Consider the following 21,253-nt stretch of genomic DNA (forward strand, 5'->3'; position numbering starts at 1 on the left):
CGTCGTGGCAATTGTCACGACAACGCGTGTATAGAAAGCTTTTTCTCACATTTAAAAACAGAAAAGTTATATTTAACATGTCCAAAAACAGCAGAACAAGCTTATCTAGCTATTCAAGAGTATATAGAGTTTTACAATACGGCTCGCTTTCAAGAGAAATTCAACGGCCTTTCCCCAATTGAATATCGAGAAAAGGCCGCAGCTTAAAAAATACTCTTTTTTTATTGTCTACTTGACAGGGTTATGTGCACGGCCTCACTTTTTTTCATTATGAATTCAACTTCTAAATCACTAGGCTTTATATATTTTCCCAAGAACATCCTTACCGCCTGTTACCGGTATGATGCTCCCTGTAATGAAATCTGATTTTTCATCACAAAGGAACGTGATGACCCTCGCTATATCTTCCCCCGTACCCGGTCTGCCGACTGGAACCGTATCATCCTTTTCTGCTCTTGCGACCCTTATTTCCTTCTCTTTCCAATCCCCTATGATATCACCAGGACAAACCATATTCACCGTGATTCCATGAGTAGCTTCTTCCGCAGCCAAAGTTCTTGTCAAGGAGGTCAAGCCGCTCTTTGCAGCGGCAAAAGCAGAACGATAAATCCAACCTGGTGCAGTTTCACACCGTTCAAACCCTAGTGTAATGACTCTGCCCCAGTTTCTGCTGCGCATTTGTGGAATAAGCTCCTTCGCAAAATGGAAAAAACCATTTAAATTCCCGTCCATGATGTACTTCCATTCATCGCTGCCATATTCAGTCATCGGTTTACGATTATGCATATATGGCCCTGCGTTATGAATGAAGATATCAACATGGCCAAATGTCTCCGAAATCTTTTGCAATATATTCCGGCAATCTTCCTCACTTGACGAGTCACCTTGAATCGCAATTGCCTTAACCTGGTACATTTCCTGTAATTCATCCACTAATGCTAAAGCTGCCTTTTTACTTCTTCGATAAGTAATGATAATGGACATTCCATTATCCGCGAGTGAAAACGCCATCCTTTTGCCGATACCCGTTGCTCCACCAGTAATAAAAGCTACTTTTTCATCCACAGGCTTACCCTCTTTATCAAATGGATTTTACTTAATTATACATAAGTTTATTCCATTTTCTATAATTTAGTAATTATAAAAAAGAACCTCTGGGCTTTAGCTGCATAAAATATAACAAATAAACCTGTCAGACCATAAGCAGGAGAGAGGAATCCAATATGTTTCCCTGGAATTCACTTTTTTCTTTTAAGAATAACCCTAACCAAAAGGAATTTATGAAAAATATGCAGCAAAGTGATGTTCAATCGTTCATTGAAAAGGTGTTTTCACAAGTGATCCCTGACAATATGCAAGGTATGATGAACCAAAATGATGGCGGCTCACAAAAAGTAAATGCCAGATCTGAACATCCTTTACATGCCGAGGTATTTGAAACCCACTTATATGTCTTCGTAAGAATTCCAATACAAGATGAATCTTGGCTTAAGAAAATGAAACTTTACCATACATCTAACCAATCCATCATCGAGAGGATTCCTGAAGATTCAGATCGGCATGTCATAACACTCCCCGCACCTGTAAAGAAAAAAGGGGCATCAGCCCAATATAAAGAATCAACCTTGGAAATACGGCTTCAAAAAAGTTTCAATACACAGTATTCAGAAATCGATGTATCGGAAATTTAAGCGGCTTTACCGGGACCTCACTGATGTTAAGTGCGGTTCCAGTTATTTCTTGGTTCAATTTTTTTTTAGATTTGGGTACATTATAGAGAGCCACTCGATGTCACAATTGATTTTTTTCATGGAATGGAATGATCCATTCTAGCAAAAAAAAGCGCACCCCATGTTAATGGGATGCACTTTTCTATTAATCTATTATTTTCCGATGAATTGTTGAGTCCAGTAGTTACCAGATTCTACGTAACCTACTCCAATATGAGTAAAGCTAGAATTCATGATGTTTTCACGGTGTCCTTGGCTATTCATCCAAGCTTGCACCACTTCTTCAGGTGTTTGTTGACCTTGTGCGATGTTTTCGCCAGCTGTTTTATAGCTAATTCCGAATTGTTTCATCATATCGAAAGGTGAGCCGTAAGTCGGGCTATTGTGGTCAAAGTAGTTATTATCTTTCATGTCTTGAGACTTGATACGTGCAACTTTGCTCAACTCAGTGTCGATTTTAAGAGCTGCCAAACCTTGTTTTTCACGTTCTGCATTCGTTAATTTAACAACTTCTTGTTCAAAAGCACTTAATTGAGAGCTTGTCTCTGGTTTTTTATCAGTTGATTTATCAGGTGTTGCTGCTGGTGCTGCTGGTTTTGATTGGTTCGTTGTTCCAACTTCTTGTTGAGCTGGTTGTTGAACTGGTTTTTGAACTGGTTTTTGAGCTGGTTGTTGAACTGGTTGTTGAACTGGTTTTTGAACTGGTTTTTGTTGTGCCTGCGCTGCAGGAATAGTGATATTGTATTTAGCTAGGTATTGGTTAAGGACTTTTTGCATATCCTCTTTATTCGTAGTTTTATAAGTTACTTGTTTCACTGTATCACAGTTGGCTGCTTCAGCTTGGTTAGCTCCTACTCCTGTGAATATAATAGCTGCAGCCGCTGCTGCTGACATAATCATTTTCTTTTTCATTCGTATTTCCTCCTGTGATGTTCATTTTTGTTGTGCTTTGCTTCTGGAATTATCATAACATGCACTTTTTGTAATAAAGGCACCATCAATTTCCATCAAATTCACAGGATGCGAATGAAAATATATTTATAATCCAAGTTTCAGAGAAAACAAGCAGAAATGCTTTAACTATCTATGTTTCTGCCAATAGTATTAATACTCATATTTTTCCAGTAATTATTTGTCAATGGTAGTTACATAGAACCATTTCCATGGAATACTAATAACTTTTAGTTGACATATCGTTACTAACCGAATTATTATGACTTTCTTTACTTTTATGTTACAAATTTTTCGGTTTCACTTCGACATTTCGTCATTATCCCCTTATCGTCTTGAACATTTTTCCAAATAAAAAACAATCCGGATTTAAGCCCGAATTGTTTTGATTTTGATGGTACATTCATCATTTTTTCATTTCTTCATCATTCTTCTCGTCCATTTCTTTTTTTCCGCCATTTTGTTCGGGAGTGCTTGGTTTGCCTATGACGAATTCTTTCTTTGGCATGTTGTGCATGTCCCTTGCCGTTACGTGGGCATATACATAATAGGTACCTTCTTCATCAAAAGCCTTTTCCAGTTCATATATACCGTTCCCTTTATGTTTTACTGCTATATTGTCATGGTCATCGCTATTCGCAAGCCAAATTTCAAAACTGACATCATCCGCATCTGTCACGACTTCGTCCCCATATGTTACTTTTGCCTGAAATTTCACAGGCTCATTCACTTTACCCTGAATTGGATCGACAGCTAAATCGACATTTAACATTTTTGGAATCTCCTCTTTCTTGCCGCATCCAGCCAAAAAAATTAACGCCATGCAAAATAACATGATTTTTTTCATTTTTGAACGTATCCCCTTTTTATGAATTCCATTCTTCTTTTATATTCGGCAGGATGACCCTGACCGTTGTGCCCCTTTTTTCCTTGCTTTCTATTTCAATTTTACCATTTTGTAATTCCACCAATTTTTTGACAATGGACAGTCCAAGCCCTGAACCGCCATCAAAACGGCTGCGTGCTTTGTTCACACGGTAAAAACGATTCATGATATATGGCAGATCCGCTTCCGGAATCCCGTTGCCCGTGTCAGTTACCAGCAGTTCGCAATCATCTTTATGCTGAATTAGGGTAATATGAATCGCCCCTCCGGAATCCGTATACTGAATGGCATTATCAAAAATGTTATGTAGAATCTGTTCCATCCTTCCTTCATCCCCAAAAATAATCGGGTCTGGATCCAGGTCTAGCTTCAAGCCCAATTGTTTTTCCTTTATTATCGGTTCATATTTCACAAGTACGTCTTCAATGAATTGCGCATAAGCAATCGGGGTTTTATTTAACAAGAATGGAGCACTTTCCATTTTTGATAAGTCCATAAGATCTCCCACAAGCCGCTGCAACCTAAGAGCCTCCCTTGATATGAGATGAAGGTATTTCCGTTGCTCTTCATCATTTTTCACGACACCATCCAATATGGCCTGCGTATATCCCTTAACGTAACTAAGCGGGGTTCTGAGCTCATGTGCAACATTTTCTAGAAATTCTTTTTTTCTTTCTTCTTCCAAATGGATGGAATTGGCCATATCATTAAAGGCTATTGCCAGTTTACCTATCTCATCATGACTCCTTACCTCGACCTGTATGTCATAATCCCCCTCTGAGACACGATGTGCCGCAGTCTCGATTTCCTTAATCGGACTGACTAGCTTTTTCAACCATTTAGTAGTAAACAAAATTGCGACAATCAAAAATAATAGAACCGCAGCCAACCATTTTGCAGCAAATTCCTTAAATAAGACCGTAATGGAATCTACAGGAATATATGTATAGATGATACCTTCGAGACGATTTTCGTCAATCAGGGGTATGATCGCTGCTACGATGTTCTTTTCAAACCTTTTCTCATATCCCTCTTTTTCAACGGCTTTCCCATCTAAAAGCATTTGCCGTTCTTCTTCGGAAATAAGGGTATCATAATTGATTTCAAAAGGCAGACAAGCACTCAATTCCCTGGGATTATTGACGACAAAGACTTCGCTGTCGTTCTTACTGTTAAACCATTCAACTTTTTGCTTAAAGTCTTCACTGATTTCACCGCCGGAATAATCCGCCCCTAGCAATGATGCTTCATTGACTAAATCCGTTTTAAGCTTCTCCACATATAGATTTTTATAATAATATTGAGAAAGGGAGTAAGCGAACATCACGGATAGGATGATGGCGGAGATAATGGTGAGCCATAATTTAAAAGAAAGTGTTCGCCATTTATAGATCATTTCTTTTCCTCTATCTTATAACCGATTCCCCAGACGGTTTGAATGTAATCGGCCGCCCTTAATTTCATTCGTAACGTTTTTATATGGGTATCCACAGTACGTAAAGATCCTCCATACTCACCGCTCCATACATTTTCAAGCAGTTGTTCACGGCTGAGTGCCTGGCTTTTATGACGCATGAGGAATAACAGCAATTCGAATTCTTTCAAGGTTAAATTGATTGGCTTCCCTTCCACTAAAACTGTTCTGGATTGTAAGTTCAAGCTAATTTTACCGAATCGGATATGGTTTTGATTCTCTTCATTCAATGATAATTTCCCTGTCCTTCGCAATACCGCTTCTACCCTTGCGACCAATTCTCCTGGATTGAACGGTTTGACGATATAATCGTCGCCGCCAAGCTTCAGCCCTTTCACCTTATCCCATTCTTCACCTTTCGCACTGACGAATATCACGGGGATCTCCCCAATTTCACGAATTTCTTCACAAACGGAGAAACCGTCCATACCTGGCATCATGATATCCAATAGGATTAAATCCACTTCCTCTGTTTCAACCATACTTATAGCTTCTTTTCCATTCGCAGCTTGAAGGCATCGATATCCTGAGTTCAGCAAATACATTTCAACTAGATTTCGCATATCTTCTTCATCATCCACGACTAAAATGGTGTAAACATGCATGTCATCTACTCCCTCAACATCAATTGGAATGGACCTTCGCCGACTTCGATCGTTTTTTTAACATCGACTGTTTCAGCATCCATTACATACACTTCATCACTATCATATCCCGCCACGACCACATCTTCGTTAAAGTTCGCCATTTCAAAGGGGTTGACGCCGACCACTTTGCTTTTGACTTCCTCATATTGATCATTCAATTTATACAGGGAGCTAGTCCCATGACTAAGGACAAATATTCCTTCATCATTTTCCAGGAACTTTATCGGCATGGTTGGGGCCTTAAGCTTTTTCTTCAACTCTCCCGTTTTTGCCGAATAAATATAAAGATCTTCTTCCACTTGATCCCCATCACCGTGTCCTCCAATCCATATTTCATCCTTTTCTTCCCTTAATAATGTGCCTGTGCTGGAACTATGTACGGGAAAATCGAAATCGACCTTTTTCGTTTCAAGATTTATCACTGAACATTTGGTATCACCAAAATTAATAACATACAATCGATTCGCTTGCTCTCCTTGAAGAACGGTCAAGGGGCTTTTACCAACCTTGACAATATCCTGTTCCTCCCCATCAGCATTTAAAAAATAAATGGATTGATTCGATTGATTGACCGCCACGATGCTTTTTCCATCACGTAACAACTGCATATTGACGATCCCTTTTCCAATTTCCCAACTGTTTATCAGTTTTCCTGCAGATAAAGAGTACACTTGTACTTTCTCCATCTCTTTTCCATAAAGCAGGATTGTATCTTTGTCTGCCAGGAGCAGGGCTCCGGTAAATGGTTCTGAAATATCCCATTTGGCAAAAGCATGATAGTTTTCGTCTATGAAAGTCAGTGAGGTATCCTTGATATTGACAGTTGCCAGGAAAGATTGACTTTTATTAATTTTAGTAAATGCATTACCGCTATTACACCCCGTAAGCAGTCCGATGGCAAGAAAAAGCCCAATGCCCCACTTCATAATTTTAAGCTCCTTATTCATTAAATATCTATTTTTTAAAAATTTTAACAATGATTTGTGAAAAAAGTATGAAGCATAAAAGAATATTTGCTAACAAGCATCCGTACACACTCGAAAAATCATAATCTTTCCAATTCAGTGATATAGGCCATTACAATCGCATTTTTCATTTCTTCCGAAAGCGGAGATTCCATCACGCGTTTAATAGAAAGGTAAAATTTCTCCAATACTGGTTTTCGGGCACGGGGATGGGCATTTTCATCCAAAAGCTCCCGTCTGATGAGTTCCGGCAGCACTTCCCTTCCCCCTCCATCGCTCACCTTACGATTGTTCCATATGCTTAAATAAGCCATAAGTAAATCTTCTTGCCTGACATTTTCATTCATAGTATCCCTTCCATCCATTACTAATTTATACATATTAATGTTCAAGTTTGTAAAGACTATCTTAATAATAAGATATCATGCTTTTTAAAATCCAAAAAAGGAGTGAGTACAATGTCTCAAGTATACCGCTGTCCGAATTGCCGGACAAATAAATCTCGCTTCAATCTCATTCAGCAAGTAGCAACACCCATTAAAAAGGATCCCCAATCCGGTGAGATTGTTGAACAATATTCGAACGACTCCCTTCTGCCATTCCATCTAGCATATAATGGTCCTGAAGTTCGGGTTCAATGTGCTGCCTGCGGGTTGATAGAAGACGAAAAGACATTTGCCGCCTTTGGAATGCAACAATAAAAATGGTCAGACCCCTATGTGGGTCTGACCATTTTCTCAATCATTTCCTACTGACATCTTAGCCCGGTCTATGGCAATTGGAATGGCTTTTCCATCCTCATATCCTTCATCCAATAATGCATTCGCGATTTCTATAGCCTTTTCCCTAACATCTTTATCTAGATTCTTCATCGAGTTTGGGTAATCGTTTTTATCCCATGGCACTAATACCGCCTCCTTAATAAGAAAGTCTTCTTTTCATGTTTCCCTTCTTTAATGGGCGGTAAACGTTTATCGGGCCGCTTTCGCTTCCAAAGCTTTCAATTGACCGATCAACATTTCCTTATCCAACTTTTCCCCGATCATGACGATATTCAATGGCATTTTCATCATTTCATTCATATACATCGGCATTCCGTAGGAGTATTGGAATAAATGGGGGTATTGTGAATGTGTAAAGGAAATATATCCTTTCATTCGATAGACCGTTTCCGGCAAGGCCCTAAGCCACTCTTCAAAGTCGGTTTGTGCCACAGCACCTTCAAATGTATGCACGATTGCAGTTAAATGCAAATGGTCATGTACATCAAGCTTTTGATGTACATTATGCCTTTTTCTTTGCATTTGCTGCAATGATGCCAATGAAACGGCTGCATACTCCGTCAATAAACATACTGCATCCGTATTCAGCGCCTGTATCGTATATATTAGCTGCGCGGCCTCCATCTCACTTACCATATCCGCTTTATTCAATAAAATGAAATCGGCATGATGGATTTGCTCTGCAAGCAACTGTCGAAGCTGCGGTGACAGTTCCTCCCGATCGCGCCACCTTAATAAATCGACGACCGTGATGATCCCTTTATACTCCAGCTTTTTGGCGAAAATCGGCGACATGATGCCATCCAATACTTCAACTGGATGAGCTGCACCCGTCGTTTCAATATAAACCGCATCCAGTTCATTTTCGGTTAGTAACTCATGAAGCTGAACCTCCAGTTTATCTTGAATTGTGCAGCAAATGCACCCGTCAAACAACTCCTTCAGAGGCACTCCATCACCAATGAGTCCGCTGTCAACCGATACACTGCCGAGCTCATTTAAAAGCACTGCCACTTTTCTGCCTGCTTCAATTTCCTGTTTTAAAATATTTCGAAGAAGCGTCGTTTTCCCGCTGCCGAGAAAGCCGCCCAATATGTACACTTCGGTCGTTTTCATTCTTATCTGCTCCTAAATCCGGTTAAATTCGATTCGGTTAAATTTTATCATAATTAGCTTACTAAAGCACTTGCCGGATTCACATAAAAAACCAGCCCATAAGCTGGTTTCAGACTGTAGACAAACTCGATGAAAATCGAGTTCGACTGCAGTTTTTAAAATGTCCAGTCGATTTCAGAAATCCACTCCCTTTCCGCAGACTGTCTGCCAAGCCTCATCGGCGCAAGCGCCTGTGGGTTCTCGGCTAGCCAGTTTTTCGGCAGGAGTGTCGCAAAATTCTTCAATCTTGCGAGATTTCTTTCCTGTAAAATGGGAAAAACATCATGTTTTTTTTAAAAATAAGGTTAGGTGAGACCATTCCGACTTCCCTTTTTTCTACAAATAAAAACCAGCCCGCAAGCTGGTTTTTCAACATTGATTCATGCTTGAACTTCGTCTTTTTCGTAAATCGGCACCCATCCTTCAGCTGTTACGAAAATCCGGACAGCAACAGTTTTCCTATCTTCCGCAAGCGTGAAATAATGTCTTGTTGATTCTGGTACACTAATAAGATCTCCTGGATTAAGCCGTACATCAAACCACTGTTTATCATTGCCTTCAATGGCAAAGATACTCGTTCCGCCTGCTATGAAACGCACTTCATCATCTTCGTGATGGTGTTCCTGCTTAAAGTTTTCAAGCATTTGATCCAAGTTCGGGTTTGCATCGGATAATGTGATGATATCATGGGCTTTATAGCCTCTTCTTTCAGAGATCTCCGCTATCTCTGATTGGAATGTTACAAGGATTTCCTCCTTGTCAGCATCTGTTAAATCGTATTTTTCCACAAGGTGGGCAGGTAATTTAGAAATGTCCCACTGCTCATAAATAACCCCATGTGTTTCTAAAAAACCTTTTACCTGTTCACCGTTTTCAATAACCTCGTTTGTTTCATGGAATCTGATCGTTGCCATCATTCATTCCTCCTCTATGAGTATTTATCTTATAGAACCTGCAAACGCCTTTTGTTGATTAAGTAAAAGTTGATATTGAAATAAAAATTCGCAGGCTTCAAGTATTCTTTTTGCCTCGAATCCGCTTTTGCCCCAAACCGTAATGCCATGATTGCGTATCAGCACAGCGCCAGAGTCTTGTTCGACATGCGGCTTGAACTTATCGGATAGCAGCGGTATGTCAGCGTGATTATATATGATTGGAATCCGAAGCTCTGAATCTTCATCCCACCGACCGGTCGCTTTAATGATTTCATGATTACGAAAGGAAACGTGGCCTTCATCTCCGTACAATTCCGATATCACATTATTTTCAACTGTATGGACATGGAGTACACAGTTCGCATTGGTTTTTCGGTAAATGTCTGTATGAAGTAATGTTTCGGCCGATGGTCTTAGGTTCGTATTTTCAACTGGTTTTCCTTTTAAATCCACAAGTAAAAAGTCCGAATCCGATTGCTTCCTTTTATCCTTACCGCTTGCGGTAATATAAAAGAAAGGGCTTCTGGGTTCGCGGATGGACAAATTCCCGCTTGTTCCCATAAACCAATCCCTTTCGGCCAGTTCAGCTTTAATATCTGCCAACTCAAGCCATTCTTTAGAATGAGTGTTCACGCTTTAACCACCTCCTGCTGCTTTATAATGTCAATTACATCAAAAAATGTTTCGAATCCTTGATGTGGAATTCCTTCCCTACCGCATTTATCAAGCAGTATGTCACGGGCTATGACAAAATCGGCCTGTTTTGCCGCTTCAAAATCCGTCACTGAATCTCCAATAACGAGTTTAAAATCTTCCGGACCCGCAATTTCCCTCATGATGGATGGCTTGCAGCAACCGCAATCATTATCACATTGCTCATCACAAGCATGTGGCCACTCAATATAAATCTTTTCTTTATCAAAAAATGCATGGTTGCAATAAACGGACTCTGTTGGCAAGATATCATTCAAAAGGGGTGAAATGAAAAAATCCATCCCCCCGCTTACAATATATAAAGGGATATTGGCTTGTTTCGTATACTCAACGAATTCATAAAACCCTGGACGAATGCCGGCCGTTTTTCTTACATATTGGATGATGTCATCCTTCAAGCCACTATCAAGCAGGGAGAACATATCCCCAACTCCTGAAGATATACTGATTTTTTGCTGAAGGACATCGTCTTTCAACGCTTCCCATTCCGGAGGCGCAAATTTCTTCATAATTGAAATGATATTATCTGTGTTGGTGATCGTTCCGTCAAAATCACAAAAGATGATCGGTTTCATTATTTCTTATAGGCCCCCCCACAACACAAGAGCTTTTTTTAGGGTTTCTTCTTCAGCCGCGGCTTCAGAAAGTTCCTTTCCTGCCAGAACGGCTTCCACAGCAGAACGGAAAGCCTTGGCACCGCCCTCTGCTCCGTCAGGGTGCCCGTGAATTCCGCCTCCGGCATTAATCACACTATCAAGCCCGAAATCCTTGATCAGGTCCGGAACCATGCCCGGATGAATGCCTGCAGAAGGAACAGGGAAGGCTTTTTTCCATGAAAGTTCATCTTTTGTCAGAGCTTCAGCAATCGCTAAGGTCTCCGTTTTTTCAAGTGCGACATTTCCATAAGGGGAAGGGAACAAGGATAAATCCGCACCTGATAATCTTACTAATTTACCAAGCAATAATGGATAGCCGATACCATAAAATGATGAAGATGCCAGTGCCCCGCTATATGCGGGGTGCGCCATGATCGGCAGCTTGATACGATCATGTTCACTCAAGGCCTGCAATACATCCAAACCATATGTATGAACGTTGAACAATAAAGCATCTGCCCCTGCTTCAGCCGCTTGCTCTGCCTTATCCAATAATTCAAATGTTTTCCCGGATAGATTGACAGCATATAAAGTCCGGTGGCCAGTGGTTTCATAGACTTCATTCAATATTCTTTTTCCCGTTTTTATTCTATCGAAAAATGGGGTCAGTTCCTGGTCAAAGAGGATCTCATCATCCTTAACTAGGTCAACACCTCCCCATGCTTGTTGCCTAAGTTGCTCATTATGAAATGTTAGGTCTCTTCCCAATACACCTTTAAAGATGCTCATCACCAAGGGCCGGTTAAATACGCCAAGCTTTTCCCTTATGCCTTCAATGCCAAATTGCGGCCCGGGAAAGGCTTTTTGAATATCACCGACAAAGTCCAAGTCAATAAGTTTTATTTCACCGTCCAATGAAAGTTTGCCGAAGACCGTCGTAAGGATTGCGGGTAAATCATTGGAGAAATTCCTTGCCGGGTAGGCAATTTTAATCAGCGAACGGTATACTTTCCGATTAAAGTAGCTGTTTGCCCTCTCTTCTTCAGATAGGGGTTTCACCGATACGACGCGTCCCTTATGTTTTTCAAGTTGTTTCTGCACCAAATGTGGCAAGTCCGTCCATGTCCCGACAGTCAGACCCAAGGCAATGCTCTCTGCTTTTTTCTCATGATTTCCATTAAAGTCATGAATTAAATAAGTAGCGATTATCTCGCTCATCTGATCACTCCTATAACACGTTAGTAAACTCTCGATGTCATTATTAACCTGAGATGGTCTATAAATGGTAAAAGCCCCTTCATAAAGAAGAGGCTTTAAAAAGCCATCTTCTTATCTCCCAGCCATCGGCTGCAAGAATTAGCACCGTGCCTTGTGGATTTCAAAAAAATCCGGCGGAAGGATTCCGCCCCATTTTACAATGGAATTACGGTCGGTTGCTGGGCTTCATCGGGCTAGTCCCTCCACCTGCTCAAAATAAGAAAACGCTGATATATAAGTTGAATCCAAGTATCGAAAGATTAAGAATTTATTTTGTATTCTGACAGGTAATTCCTACTTTGTCAATAAGTTTTAACTATTTAAAGGTGAATAAATCGGATATCTTATTGCATTAAAATAAATTTAATGTCCGTATTCGTTCCACAGCCTCTTGCAGCCGTTCTTCCGAAGTCAGTAGCCCTACCCTGACATAACCTTCTCCAAATTCACCGAACCCATTCCCTGCGGCAACAGCTACATGGGCATGCGTTAATAAATAGTCCGCAAAACTCTCGGACGTAAAACCTTCAGGTACCTTGAGCCAGGCAAAAAACGATGCCGCTGGAGCTTTAACTTCCCAGCCGATGGATCTCAATCCCTCAATAAAAACATTCCTTCGCCCCTCGTACATTTGCACTAGCTTCTCTACACAGTTCTGTGAGTCAAGCAAAGCGCTTGCCGCAGCTTCTTGTATCGCCGGGAAAAGACTCACATAAAGATGGTCTTGTAATAGTTCAAGAGCTTCTATTACACTCTTATTGCCCGCTGCGAAGCCGACTCTCCACCCTGCCATATTGTATGTTTTCGATAGAGTGTATATTTCAACCCCAACATCCTTCGCTCCCTCCGCCTGGAGAAAGCTTATTGGTTTTTTTCCGTCGAATCCTATCGCCCCATAGGCGAAATCATGGACTACACAAATTGAATGTTCTTTTGCAAAGGATACGGTTTCATCAAAGAAACTTTCAGTTGCAGAAGCGCCTGTGGGATTATTCGGATAATTCAAGAACATCATTTTGGCTTTATCAAGAACTTCTTTATGTATGTCATCGTATTTCGGAAGAAAATCATTTTCTTCTGTCAAGGGCATCAGTTCGGTCTTTGCCTGGGCTAAAACAACACCGGAAAGATAATCCGGATAGCCGGGATCTGGAACAAGGATCGTATCACCTGGATTCAATAAACACTGCGGAAGTTCGACAAGACCTGCCTTTCCCCCAAAGAGAATCGCCACTTCACTATTCGGATCCAGCTTGACACCGTATTCCCGTTCATAAAAGACGGCAGCAGCATCTTTTAGATATTGATGTCCCCGGAATGGTGAATATTTATGATTAATCGTTTTTTCTGCGGCAGACTGCAAACTTTTGACGATATGTTCTGGAGTCGGCTGATCAGGGTTTCCCTGGCCTAGATTAATGACATCATGTCCTTGCTCCGTGATAGCATTGACTTTTGCGACTAGTGAAGCAAAAAACTGCTTGGGCAGGTCCTGAAGCAGTCCGGATTTTTCGAATTGCACCATTTATACACCTTCTCTGAAATTTCTTGAAATTCTAGTCACAAATGATATATGTTTATCGTAGTCTTGTAAAGCATTTTTTACATTGGGGGTTTTAAACGATGAAGTGGAAAATAGCTTGTATTCAAATGGATATAGCCTTCGGTCAACCAGATATCAATTTTCAAGTTGCAGAACAATGGATGGAAAAAGCAGCTCGGTCCGAACCCGATATCGTCATATTACCAGAGCTTTGGACAACCGGATACGATTTGACCAGGCTGAATGAGATTGCTGATCAAGAGGCAGAAAAAACGATTGAATTTCTTAAAACACAGGCACAGAAACACCAGATTCACATCATCGGCGGTTCCATTGCGAAAAAAACAAGCAAGGGAATCTATAACACCATGATCATCATCGACAAACACGGTAAGCTCATTAAAGAATATGATAAGCTTCACTTATTTCAATTAATGGATGAACATCATTTCCTGCAGCCAGGTGAGAAAGATGGTTTATTTACTCTTGATGAAAAAATATGTGCCGGGTTCATTTGTTATGACATTCGTTTCCCTGAATGGCAGCGAGCCCATACCGTTCAAGGCGCAGAAGTTCTATTCGTAACGGCTGAATGGCCAAGACCGAGACTCGATCACTGGAGAGCTTTATTGATAAGTCGTGCCATCGAGAACCAAGCCTATGTTGTAGCCGTTAATCGTACAGGCTCGGATGTCAATAATATATTTGCGGGTCATTCCTTGATTATTGATCCATGGGGGAATATCATAAGTGAAGCCGGAGAAGGAAACGAACTATTGACAGGCACCTTGGACTTCAACAAAGTTACGGAAGCACGCAACAAAATACCTGTATTCGAAGATCGCCGTCCTGATTTTTATTAATTTACCCATTGACAAACTATTTAAAAAGTTGATATTATTTTCCCGAAGATTAAAATTTCAGAAAACATTTACTCTTATCAAGAGCAGGCTGAGGGATAAAGGCCCTATGAAGCCCAGCAACCGACTGTAATACCATTGTGAAATGGGGCGGATCTTCCGCCGGATTATTAAATCCACAGAGCACGGTGCTAATTCCACCAGAATTCATTTTCTGGAAGATAAGAGGTCCGAAGCCAAAACTTCTGCCTCTTTCTATATGAAAGAGGCTTTTTTATTCTTATTTTGAATCTGGAGGGGAAAAGAATGACTCAAAACCATTCAAATTTTAAGAGATTGACAAACGAAACAGCTATAACCCTTGCAAAAAAACTTGGGTTGGTCAATGCGGATGCAAGTTTGAAATGTAATGAAATCGGCGATGGAAACTTAAATTATGTTTTTCATATTACAGACACGGTCACAAACAAAGGTATAATAATCAAACAAGCGATCCCTTATGCCAAGGTACTTGGTGAAAGCTGGCCGCTGACATTGAAAAGGGCAGCTATTGAAGCGAATGCGCTGATTCATTTCAGAAGTTATTGCCCCGAATTCGTACCGCAGGTCTACTATTCGGATGAACAGCTTGCCATCACAGTCATGGAGGATTTATCGCACTTGAAAATCGTTAGAACAGGATTGATCGATGGCGATTCATATCCATTGCTTTCACAGCATATTGGTGAGTATGTTGCGAAGACGGCATTTTATACATCCGATTATCATTTAGAACCCTCTTCGAAAAAGGAGGTAGCCCGACATTTCACGAATCCCGAGCTCTGCAAAATCACTGAGGTCTTTATTTTCACGGATCCATTTTTTGAGGAACTCCCTGGAGATTTCGAGGTGGAATTGAAAGATGCAGCCCAAAAAATATGGAATGACCAAGAAGTGATACTTGAAGTCGCCAAGCTGAAGCAAAGCTTTGAAACCGAGCAGGAAGCCTTGCTTCATGGAGATTTACATACTGGAAGTATATTTGCAAGTAAAACTGAAACAAAGGTTATTGACCCGGAATTCGCATTTTATGGGCCAGTTGGTTTTGACCTTGGTCAATACACCGCCAACCTTCTCTTTCAGGCAGTCACACGCAATGGCGCTGGAAAGGAAGAGATTTTCACGCTCCTTCATGAATTTTGGAATGCCTTTGAAGAAACTTACACCAAATTATGGGAGGTCCAAAATAAAAGTCCATTCCGCCATGTGAAAGGTTATCTGCCTTATTTACTGACAAAATTCAAAAAAGATGCATTCGGCTTTGCCGGCTGCGAACTGATTCGGCGAACCATTGGCCTTTCCCATGTTGCCGATTTAAACGTCATTGAAGATAAAGAAACAAGGATCGCAGCCAAAACGGCAACATTGGAAATCGGTACTTTTTTAATAAAAAAACGGGAGGAATTGGATGTTCCAGCCGTCATTGAAGCGTTGAAGCAACGGACACTGCCATCTTACTCAACCATTTAAAAGGAGACCTGCACATGACTACACTAGCACCCTTACCATATTCGGTACATTGGGATGATACCCATATTACATTATTAAATCAACAAGCCCTTCCTTCCATAACTGAATTTATTGAACTTCATTCTGTTGATGATGTATATGACAGCATTTTGACATTAAAAGTTCGCGGTGCCCCAGCAATTGGGCTGACGGCAGCATTTGGTGTTGCACTTGGCGCCAAGCAGGAAACAACCGCTGAATTAGGGGAATTCAAGAAAAATGTAACGAGGCATATTGAAAAACTCGCCTCTTCACGGCCTACTGCAGTCAACCTTTTTTGGGCGTTAAGGAGGATGGAGAACATCTTGCATGCTGCGCAAAGCATTTCAACTGCCAAGGAAGCACTTGTATCGGAGGCTAAAGCCATCTTTACTGAAGATGAAGAAATGTGCAGGAAAATCGGGGAACATGGTTTATCCCTATTCACTAGAGGAGATTCCATTCTTACGCATTGCAACGCTGGGGGAATCGCCACAGCTCGGTATGGTACAGCCTTGGCTCCCTTCCACCTGGCTAAAGAAAAGGACTTTCCGCTAAAAGTGTACGCATGTGAAACAAGGCCTGTCCTGCAAGGGGCGCGTTTGACGGCTTGGGAGTTGATGCAAGCGGGAGTTGATGTCACCTTAATTTCTGATAATATGGCTGCCCATACGATTCACCAGAAACGGATAAATGGAATTATCGTCGGGGCCGACAGGATTGCGGCCAATGGAGATACAGCCAATAAAATCGGGACATTGGGATTGGCCATATTAGCCAAGCACTTTGGTATCCCCTTTTATGTGGCCGCACCATCAAGCACATTCGACCTTTCTATCGAATCCGGCATATCCATCCCGATAGAAGAACGGAATGAGGCGGAAATCACCTTCATTCAAGGTGTAAGGATCGCTCCGGAAAACGTGAAGACATTCAATCCAGCCTTTGACGTTACACCGAATCATCTAATTACAGGCATCATTACCGAAAACGGCATCATAACACCGGATTTCTTCAAAAACATTCCGCATTTTGTTAATTGATCCAGGTACCTTTATTGATGATAAAAAACGAGAAGGATTTCCTTATCCCTCTCGTTTTTTTAAGGTGATCGAATTATTCTTGCGAGGTCTATAATACAATATTAAATTTCGAAACTTCTTCAGTTCATATAACGATGTCTTCGATAATAAAAGGGAATTGGACATTCTTATTATTTTGAAAAGAACTCCTGAAGTGCTTTTTTATTTTCAGTGCTGTCCATTTCCAAAACGGCTCCGGATTGGGGATATATTTCATCTTTAAAGCTTCCTTCCACTGGAACCCTTAGGGTTTCGACAGTTTCCGGTGTATGGAAAACGGCTTTTGGTCCCATTTCCATTATTGTTTTCAGACCAATATCTGTATCCAAGTACGATAGTCCTTGTTCTATGATACTAGGAAGGGCTGCCATCCCTTCGAAGGATGAGATTTGATTTATAAACGCTGTTTTTAATTGAACCATTACTTCTTGTTGACGCTCAACCCTACCAAAATCACTTTCATCGTCATGTCTAAAACGGACATATTTCAATACTTCCTCGCCATGTAAAACATTTTTACCGACGCTTGCTTGGATGCTCATATCATCTATGATTTCCTGATCCACATTCACCGCCACCCCCTCAGGGGCAAGTAAATCCACCATCTTCACAAATCCCTTAAAGTCGATTACCGCTACATGGTCGACCTTGACATCGAAGTTTTCCTGTATGGTTTTCTTCAGCAATTCCCTGCCACCATAATAATAAGCAGCATTTATTTTGTTATATCCTGATATATTCCCGGGGATTTTCACATAACTATCACGCATAATGGAAGCCAGCTTCAGTTTCTCCTGCTCAGGAAAGTATTTTGCCAGGATAATCGCATCTGATCGAGATTTTTGCTCTCCCCTTGTGTCAACACCAATTAACAGAAATATTTTTCCGCTTTCCTTAGTCTCTTCATTGGTTAGTTTTTTTTCCGTACCTTCATTTCCATTTTGTTTGGGTAAAGGCGCATAGGTGCAGCCTGCCAGAATCAAGACCAATAGATATATGAACAATACCTTTTCTTTCATTACCTCACCTCATCGGAAAATTACCCCTATTCTCTGCCTAATTTTGGAATCCTATGCATGAAACGACAAAAAAGCCTGCCAACGATATTCGCTGACAGGCTTTTCGGTCAAAATCATTTATTGATTTCTTTCTTTAATACTTCCACTGCCTTTTTCACTTGTGTGTCGTTCTTAAGGATTTTCTCGCGGATGACCTGCATCAATTTCACGGTAGTATCATCCTTAATGGTGCCGGTTTCTTTAATTTTTTGTTCCCTTTGGAATGCTGTGACCGCATTCTTGGTTGCTTCATCGAAGAATCCATCTATTTTACCTGGATCATGTCCTGCTTCCTTCAGCATCTCTTCAGCCGCCTTCACTTCACTAGAAGAATCGGATGCTTTCAATTCCTTATCAGGCGAAATGTACGGAAGGCTGGCATAATCAGGAAGCTTCACATTAATATCCGGCTTGATCCCTTTTTTATGAATCCAATTGCCTTCAGGAGTCAACCATTTAGCTGCCGTATATTTGAAGTTAGATCCATCTTTAAAGGGTTCGGCAGTTTGCACTGTCCCTTTCCCAAATGACTTGACACCAATCAATGGAATGTCCGCAGACTCACTGACAGCCGCTGCAACGATTTCAGAAGCACTGGCACTTCCGTCATCAATCAACACGACTACCGGGATTTTCAGTTTTCCATCATTCTCAGATTTAAAGACTTCTTTTTTCCCGCTGCGATCCTCAACTTGAAGGACCACTTTCCCATTAGGTACGAACAGGCTTGCCATTTCTATTGCTTGGTCAAGAAGTCCTCCCGGATTTCCCCGTAAATCCAATACGAGACCCTTCATATCCTTCTTCGACATTTCTTCAAGCGCCGTTTTCAGCTCTTGTACTGTATGTTCGGAAAAACTGGTCACTTGAATTTTTGCAACTCCATCATCAAGCATTTCCGCATATACCGTTTCAATCGGAATTGTGTCCCGTTTAATGGTGAGCTCGATCGGTTCCGACTCACCAGCTCTTGAGATGGATAGATCCACTTTCGTACCCTTCTCGCCCCTGATTTTCAGGACAGCTTCAGAAGAGGTTAGCCCTTCAACACTTTTACCATCCACACTTAAAATGATATCATTTGGTTTTACCCCTGCTTTTTCTGCCGGGGACCCTTTTATCGGTGAGACGACCATGATTTTTCCATCCTGCTCCTGAATCTCAGCACCGATTCCTTCAAAAGATGAAGAGATGCTCTCATCGAAACTCGATGCTTCCTTTTTATCCATATAAGCAGAGTAGGGATCATCCAATGATTTGATCATTCCCTTAATTGCGCCGTCAACCAGCTTTTCTTCATCAACCTCTTCATAATAGTTATCTTTTATCTTATCGTATGTAGAATACAGCTTTTCAAATTCCGCATGCTTATCCGGTGCTAATGACTCTACTTTTTCATCTCCAAAGGTCAAGGCTATTGTAGTAATCCCTGCAGTTAGGAATATGACTAAGAAAATCCCCATAATGAACGTAAACTTCTTTATTTTAATGAATTTCCCTGCCTCTTTTGGCTGTTTTTGATTTTCTTCTTCCACTGAAGCCTCACCACTTTCATTCTTCATGACGATATAAACGATTTCATTCCTATTTTATCAGCTTTCATGCCAATCGAAAAATAATAGTTATCAAAAATAACAACTTATAGCCATATGTATTTTTTAATACACTTCAAATCATGGAGAATGCTCCAAGGACAACAGGCATCTCCCGATATTACAAAAATGCGGTTACCTGGAACAAATGAGGCTGTATCCAACCTGCCATTATACAGCATCACTTATTCCTGGTCACCCGCCTGTCATTTACATCAAATTATCAGTCCTGGATAGCTGCTTCCAATGCCACTTCAACCATTTCGTTAAAGGTTGACTGGCGTTCATCCGCCGACGTTTCCTCACCAGTTAAAATGTGATCGGAAATGGTCAAAACAGATAAAGCTTGGCGTCCAAATTTAGCAGCAAGCGTGTAAAGGGCCGCTGACTCCATTTCTATCGCAAGTATTTGGTATTTTGCCCATTTTTCCAATTCACTATTATCGTTATAAAACTGATCGGCCGTAAATACATTACCGACCTTCAATTGCAAGCCCTTTGCCGTGCCGACGTCATAAGCTTTTCTAAGTAATTCGAAATCCGCGGTCGGGGCAAAGTCCACACCGCCGAAAGTCATGCGGTTCATTTGGGAATCGGTGGAAGCACTCATGGCAAGGATCACATCCCTGACTTTTACATCTTTTTGAATCGCTCCTGCAGTTCCCACACGAATCAACTTCTGGACATTATAGCTATTCATCAATTCATTCACGTAAATCGAAATGGATGGGACACCCATGCCTGTACCTTGTACAGAAATTCGTTTTCCTTTATATGTCCCTGTATATCCAAACATGTTACGAACTTCATTATAAAGTTTAGCATCCTCTAAAAATGTTTCAGCAATATATTTTGCACGCAACGGGTCCCCAGGAAGTAAGACCGTTTCCGCAATTTCATTCTCTTTTGCACCTATATGTACGCTCATACGACTATGTCCTCCTTAACTTGTGGTTGAAATGATATTCAAAAACTACTATACCATATCAACCACAAGTTAGGAAAATCGAACCTTATCTGGAACTTGAAAAATGGAAATCACGAAACGACTTTTGGTACCCTTCCTAAATCGCAAACAAAACGGCGGAAGTCCGCCGTCTTTTTTTAAATGGTTAATAAAATTAAGGGAAAGGAAGCTGCTAACCGTCTTATGACAGGTTACTCATCGACTTCTTCATCAATTATGCATTTTTCAAGAAGATATTCGAATGTGATGTCAGCAAGATCTTCAACTTCAGCTTCTGTTGGAAGATAGCCCCGTCTTATCAATTCTTGGAAAAAGAATTCCGCTATCTCTTCTGTATCAATAAAAACCTCAATTTCTCGCAAATCATCGCCCCCTTATTTAAAGGTCTATGAATGTGTAGAGACAAATATACCAGTTAGGTATCCCTTAATGGAAAAACATATGAAGGGTCCATCGTTATCAAGTTCCATTCGTGTTCAATTTGAATGGATACTTCTATAGGGAATCTGGAAATTGCCCTTTAAAAGTATAA

23 protein-coding genes, 1 pseudogene and 2 riboswitches are annotated in these 21,253 nt (G+C 40.8%); of the genes and pseudogenes, 6 read left to right on the plus strand and 18 right to left on the minus strand.

Features of this window, described 5'->3' with window-relative positions:
- Nucleotides 1–207, plus strand: a 207-nt coding sequence (locus J7I90_RS11290; RefSeq protein ID WP_214771620.1) for an IS3 family transposase, incomplete at its 5' end; no start/stop codon positions are given.
- A gap of 84 nt (nucleotides 208–291) precedes the next feature.
- Here the strand turns inward: J7I90_RS11290 and J7I90_RS11295 are convergent.
- Nucleotides 292–1,065, minus strand: a complete 774-nt coding sequence (locus J7I90_RS11295; RefSeq protein WP_214771623.1) for an SDR family oxidoreductase — start codon at nucleotides 1,063–1,065, stop codon at nucleotides 292–294.
- Nucleotides 1,066–1,280: 215 nt separating this feature from the next.
- On the opposite strand from J7I90_RS11295, the gene J7I90_RS11300 reads away from it, so the two are divergent.
- Nucleotides 1,281–1,691 (plus strand): Hsp20/alpha crystallin family protein, encoded by a 411-nt coding sequence (locus J7I90_RS11300; protein ID WP_251025234.1) that lies wholly within the window; start codon nucleotides 1,281–1,283, stop codon nucleotides 1,689–1,691.
- 192 nt (nucleotides 1,692–1,883) lie between these two features.
- Here J7I90_RS11300 and J7I90_RS11305 read toward each other — a convergent pair whose 3' ends face one another.
- The 6 genes from J7I90_RS11305 to J7I90_RS11330 all read right to left on the minus strand — a co-directional run bounded on the left by J7I90_RS11305 (nucleotide 1,884) and on the right by J7I90_RS11330 (nucleotide 7,033).
- Nucleotides 1,884–2,642, minus strand: coding sequence for a CAP domain-containing protein (locus J7I90_RS11305; RefSeq protein ID WP_214771628.1), 759 nt, complete (start codon nucleotides 2,640–2,642; stop codon nucleotides 1,884–1,886).
- Nucleotides 2,643–3,087: 445 nt separating this feature from the next.
- The gene (locus J7I90_RS11310; RefSeq protein WP_214771631.1) at nucleotides 3,088–3,528 is read right to left on the minus strand and encodes a FixH family protein; all 441 of its coding nucleotides are present in this window, start codon (nucleotides 3,526–3,528) and stop codon (nucleotides 3,088–3,090) included.
- A gap of 19 nt (nucleotides 3,529–3,547) precedes the next feature.
- Nucleotides 3,548–4,963: a sensor histidine kinase gene (locus tag J7I90_RS11315; RefSeq protein ID WP_214771634.1), complete on the minus strand. Its 1,416-nt coding sequence runs from the start codon at nucleotides 4,961–4,963 to the stop codon at nucleotides 3,548–3,550.
- Nucleotides 4,960–5,646: a response regulator transcription factor gene (locus tag J7I90_RS11320; RefSeq protein ID WP_214771637.1), complete on the minus strand. Its 687-nt coding sequence runs from the start codon at nucleotides 5,644–5,646 to the stop codon at nucleotides 4,960–4,962. Before J7I90_RS11320 ends, J7I90_RS11315 begins: the two co-directional genes overlap by 4 nt.
- 5 nt (nucleotides 5,647–5,651) lie before the next feature.
- A complete protein-coding gene (locus J7I90_RS11325) occupies nucleotides 5,652–6,614 on the minus strand; it encodes a YncE family protein (RefSeq protein ID WP_214771641.1) in 963 nt (320 codons plus the stop codon).
- A gap of 119 nt (nucleotides 6,615–6,733) precedes the next feature.
- A complete protein-coding gene (locus J7I90_RS11330) occupies nucleotides 6,734–7,033 on the minus strand; it encodes a hypothetical protein (protein WP_251025235.1) in 300 nt (99 codons plus the stop codon).
- A 78-nt stretch (nucleotides 7,034–7,111) separates the two neighbouring features.
- Here J7I90_RS11330 and J7I90_RS11335 point away from each other — a divergent pair, with 78 nt between their 5' ends.
- Nucleotides 7,112–7,354, plus strand: coding sequence for a hypothetical protein (locus J7I90_RS11335; RefSeq protein WP_034307479.1), 243 nt, complete (start codon nucleotides 7,112–7,114; stop codon nucleotides 7,352–7,354).
- 57 nt (nucleotides 7,355–7,411) lie between these two features.
- On the opposite strand, the pseudogene J7I90_RS11340 reads toward J7I90_RS11335, so the two are convergent.
- The 7 genes and pseudogenes from J7I90_RS11340 to J7I90_RS11370 form a co-directional block, all read right to left on the minus strand.
- A pseudogene (locus tag J7I90_RS11340) lies at nucleotides 7,412–7,558 on the minus strand (DUF2188 domain-containing protein); the annotation flags it as partial.
- 66 nt (nucleotides 7,559–7,624) lie between these two features.
- The gene (locus tag J7I90_RS11345) at nucleotides 7,625–8,551 is read right to left on the minus strand and encodes a CobW family GTP-binding protein (RefSeq protein ID WP_214771644.1); all 927 of its coding nucleotides are present in this window, start codon (nucleotides 8,549–8,551) and stop codon (nucleotides 7,625–7,627) included.
- A gap of 419 nt (nucleotides 8,552–8,970) precedes the next feature.
- Nucleotides 8,971–9,504, minus strand: coding sequence for a cupin domain-containing protein (locus J7I90_RS11350; RefSeq protein ID WP_214771646.1), 534 nt, complete (start codon nucleotides 9,502–9,504; stop codon nucleotides 8,971–8,973).
- A 24-nt stretch (nucleotides 9,505–9,528) separates the two neighbouring features.
- A complete protein-coding gene (locus J7I90_RS11355; protein WP_214771648.1) occupies nucleotides 9,529–10,158 on the minus strand; it encodes a methylthioribulose 1-phosphate dehydratase in 630 nt (209 codons plus the stop codon).
- Entirely contained in the window at nucleotides 10,155–10,814 is a 660-nt protein-coding gene (locus J7I90_RS11360; RefSeq protein ID WP_214771650.1) for a 2-hydroxy-3-keto-5-methylthiopentenyl-1-phosphate phosphatase, read from the minus strand. The genes J7I90_RS11355 and J7I90_RS11360 overlap by 4 nt, the downstream gene beginning before the upstream one ends.
- A gap of 6 nt (nucleotides 10,815–10,820) precedes the next feature.
- A complete protein-coding gene (gene mtnW, locus J7I90_RS11365; protein WP_214771652.1) occupies nucleotides 10,821–12,053 on the minus strand; it encodes a 2,3-diketo-5-methylthiopentyl-1-phosphate enolase in 1,233 nt (410 codons plus the stop codon).
- A 108-nt stretch (nucleotides 12,054–12,161) separates the two neighbouring features.
- Nucleotides 12,162–12,315, minus strand: a riboswitch (SAM riboswitch).
- Nucleotides 12,316–12,444: 129 nt separating this feature from the next.
- Nucleotides 12,445–13,617 carry a pyridoxal phosphate-dependent aminotransferase gene (locus J7I90_RS11370; RefSeq protein WP_251025236.1) on the minus strand — a complete coding sequence of 391 codons (1,173 nt, stop codon included), beginning with the start codon at nucleotides 13,615–13,617 and terminating at the stop codon, nucleotides 12,445–12,447.
- A 98-nt stretch (nucleotides 13,618–13,715) separates the two neighbouring features.
- On the opposite strand from J7I90_RS11370, the gene J7I90_RS11375 reads away from it, so the two are divergent.
- The 3 genes from J7I90_RS11375 (at nucleotide 13,716) to mtnA (ending at nucleotide 17,065) form a co-directional block, all read left to right on the plus strand.
- Nucleotides 13,716–14,498, plus strand: a complete 783-nt coding sequence (locus tag J7I90_RS11375; protein WP_214771654.1) for a carbon-nitrogen family hydrolase — start codon at nucleotides 13,716–13,718, stop codon at nucleotides 14,496–14,498.
- Nucleotides 14,499–14,569: 71 nt separating this feature from the next.
- Nucleotides 14,570–14,723: riboswitch (SAM riboswitch) on the plus strand.
- A gap of 78 nt (nucleotides 14,724–14,801) precedes the next feature.
- A complete protein-coding gene (mtnK, locus tag J7I90_RS11380) occupies nucleotides 14,802–16,004 on the plus strand; it encodes an S-methyl-5-thioribose kinase (RefSeq protein ID WP_214771656.1) in 1,203 nt (400 codons plus the stop codon).
- A 14-nt stretch (nucleotides 16,005–16,018) separates the two neighbouring features.
- Complete coding sequence (mtnA, locus tag J7I90_RS11385; protein ID WP_214771658.1) at nucleotides 16,019–17,065, plus strand: S-methyl-5-thioribose-1-phosphate isomerase; 1,047 nt, start codon at nucleotides 16,019–16,021, stop codon at nucleotides 17,063–17,065.
- 170 nt (nucleotides 17,066–17,235) lie between these two features.
- Here mtnA and J7I90_RS11390 read toward each other — a convergent pair whose 3' ends face one another.
- The 4 genes from J7I90_RS11390 to J7I90_RS11405 all read right to left on the minus strand — a co-directional run bounded on the left by J7I90_RS11390 (nucleotide 17,236) and on the right by J7I90_RS11405 (nucleotide 21,083).
- A complete protein-coding gene (locus J7I90_RS11390) occupies nucleotides 17,236–18,123 on the minus strand; it encodes an LCP family protein (protein ID WP_214771661.1) in 888 nt (295 codons plus the stop codon).
- Nucleotides 18,124–18,236: 113 nt separating this feature from the next.
- Nucleotides 18,237–19,724: a lmo1851 family serine protease gene (locus tag J7I90_RS11395; protein ID WP_214771664.1), complete on the minus strand. Its 1,488-nt coding sequence runs from the start codon at nucleotides 19,722–19,724 to the stop codon at nucleotides 18,237–18,239.
- Nucleotides 19,725–19,977: 253 nt separating this feature from the next.
- Nucleotides 19,978–20,682: a purine-nucleoside phosphorylase gene (gene deoD, locus J7I90_RS11400; protein WP_053535368.1), complete on the minus strand. Its 705-nt coding sequence runs from the start codon at nucleotides 20,680–20,682 to the stop codon at nucleotides 19,978–19,980.
- A gap of 230 nt (nucleotides 20,683–20,912) precedes the next feature.
- Nucleotides 20,913–21,083, minus strand: a complete 171-nt coding sequence (locus J7I90_RS11405; protein ID WP_064505166.1) for a YozD family protein — start codon at nucleotides 21,081–21,083, stop codon at nucleotides 20,913–20,915.
- Nucleotides 21,084–21,253 lie beyond the last annotated feature (170 nt).

Origin of the sequence: Bacillus sp. ISL-57 (genome assembly GCF_018613135.1) — a bacterium.
Lineage (GTDB): Bacteria > Bacillota > Bacilli > Bacillales > DSM-1321 > Peribacillus > Peribacillus frigoritolerans.

Excerpts from the sequence above, each read along its gene's own strand:
- J7I90_RS11315 (WP_214771634.1), bottom strand. The coding sequence starts at position 4,963 with ATGATCTATAAATGGCGAACACTTTCTTTTAAATTATGGCTCACCATT.
- J7I90_RS11350 (WP_214771646.1), bottom strand. The coding sequence starts at position 9,504 with ATGGCAACGATCAGATTCCATGAAACAAACGAGGTTATTGAAAACGGT.
- J7I90_RS11330 (WP_251025235.1), bottom strand. The coding sequence starts at position 7,033 with ATGTATAAATTAGTAATGGATGGAAGGGATACTATGAATGAAAATGTC.
- J7I90_RS11390 (WP_214771661.1), bottom strand. The coding sequence starts at position 18,123 with ATGAAAGAAAAGGTATTGTTCATATATCTATTGGTCTTGATTCTGGCA.
- J7I90_RS11305 (WP_214771628.1), bottom strand. The coding sequence starts at position 2,642 with ATGAAAAAGAAAATGATTATGTCAGCAGCAGCGGCTGCAGCTATTATA.
- J7I90_RS11395 (WP_214771664.1), bottom strand. The coding sequence starts at position 19,724 with ATGAAGAATGAAAGTGGTGAGGCTTCAGTGGAAGAAGAAAATCAAAAA.
- J7I90_RS11345 (WP_214771644.1), bottom strand. The coding sequence starts at position 8,551 with ATGAAAACGACCGAAGTGTACATATTGGGCGGCTTTCTCGGCAGCGGG.
- mtnW (WP_214771652.1), bottom strand. The coding sequence starts at position 12,053 with ATGAGCGAGATAATCGCTACTTATTTAATTCATGACTTTAATGGAAAT.
- J7I90_RS11375 (WP_214771654.1), top strand. The coding sequence starts at position 13,716 with ATGAAGTGGAAAATAGCTTGTATTCAAATGGATATAGCCTTCGGTCAA.
- J7I90_RS11300 (WP_251025234.1), top strand. The coding sequence starts at position 1,281 with ATGAAAAATATGCAGCAAAGTGATGTTCAATCGTTCATTGAAAAGGTG.
- J7I90_RS11310 (WP_214771631.1), bottom strand. The coding sequence starts at position 3,528 with ATGAAAAAAATCATGTTATTTTGCATGGCGTTAATTTTTTTGGCTGGA.
- J7I90_RS11325 (WP_214771641.1), bottom strand. The coding sequence starts at position 6,614 with ATGAAGTGGGGCATTGGGCTTTTTCTTGCCATCGGACTGCTTACGGGG.
- mtnK (WP_214771656.1), top strand. The coding sequence starts at position 14,802 with ATGACTCAAAACCATTCAAATTTTAAGAGATTGACAAACGAAACAGCT.
- mtnA (WP_214771658.1), top strand. The coding sequence starts at position 16,019 with ATGACTACACTAGCACCCTTACCATATTCGGTACATTGGGATGATACC.
- J7I90_RS11335 (WP_034307479.1), top strand. The coding sequence starts at position 7,112 with ATGTCTCAAGTATACCGCTGTCCGAATTGCCGGACAAATAAATCTCGC.
- deoD (WP_053535368.1), bottom strand. The coding sequence starts at position 20,682 with ATGAGCGTACATATAGGTGCAAAAGAGAATGAAATTGCGGAAACGGTC.
- J7I90_RS11370 (WP_251025236.1), bottom strand. The coding sequence starts at position 13,617 with ATGGTGCAATTCGAAAAATCCGGACTGCTTCAGGACCTGCCCAAGCAG.
- J7I90_RS11360 (WP_214771650.1), bottom strand. The coding sequence starts at position 10,814 with ATGAAACCGATCATCTTTTGTGATTTTGACGGAACGATCACCAACACA.
- J7I90_RS11320 (WP_214771637.1), bottom strand. The coding sequence starts at position 5,646 with ATGCATGTTTACACCATTTTAGTCGTGGATGATGAAGAAGATATGCGA.